Origin of the sequence: Komagataeibacter saccharivorans, assembly GCF_003207825.1 — a bacterium.
In the GTDB taxonomy this organism is placed as follows: domain Bacteria; phylum Pseudomonadota; class Alphaproteobacteria; order Acetobacterales; family Acetobacteraceae; genus Komagataeibacter; species Komagataeibacter saccharivorans.
Genome location: NZ_NKTY01000100.1, coordinates 1 through 688, shown reverse-complemented (window position 1 = coordinate 688; position 688 = coordinate 1). Strand labels below are relative to the sequence as shown.

At 54.9% G+C, this 688-nt stretch carries 1 pseudogene; it reads left to right on the top strand.

The annotated features are described in order from the left end of the window. Positions 1-70: 70 nt before the first annotated feature. A pseudogene (locus tag CFR79_RS15550) lies at positions 71-688 on the top strand (transposase); the annotation flags it as partial.

The following is a 688-nucleotide window of genomic DNA, read 5'->3' as shown; positions in this document are numbered from 1 at the left end:
GGTAATCCCCCCATAAAAAGAGTGACTTTTGAATGAGAATTTTCTCAGCGTAAGAATTGAGGAGATTCTGATGAAGAGTGATCGCTTTACTGACGCCCAGATCATGGGTGTGATCCGCCAGGCTGAGGGCGGTGTCCCGGTTCCTGACCTGTGCCGGGAGCATGGGATTAGCAACGCCACGTTTTACCGGTGGCGCGCGAAATATGGCGGCATGGATGCTTCGATGATCAGTCAGATGAAGGCTTTGGAAGAGGAGAACCGTCGGCTGAAGCGCATGTATGCGGATTTGAGCATGCAGACGGATATCCTGAAGGAAGCCCTTGGAAAAAAATGAAGCGGCCAGCCCAGCGCCGGGAACTGGCCGCACAGGCTGTGGCGCATCATGGGGTCAGCATTGCGCTGGCCTGTCGGATTTTTGGGATATCCGAGACCTGCTTTCGCTATCGTCCGCGACTGGCAGCGGAGAACGACAGGATTGCCGCTCTTCTGGTGGGACTGACCCAGGCTCACAGGAGATGGGGATTTGGTCTGTGTTTCCTGTATCTGCGCAATGTGCAGGGACAGCTCTGGAATCATAAGCGGGTTTATCGGATCTATCGGGAACTGGAACTCAACCTGCGGATTAAACCCCGCAGGCGTCTGGTTCGCGAAAAGCCTGAAAAGCTGTCGGTTCCGGCCCTTCCCAACA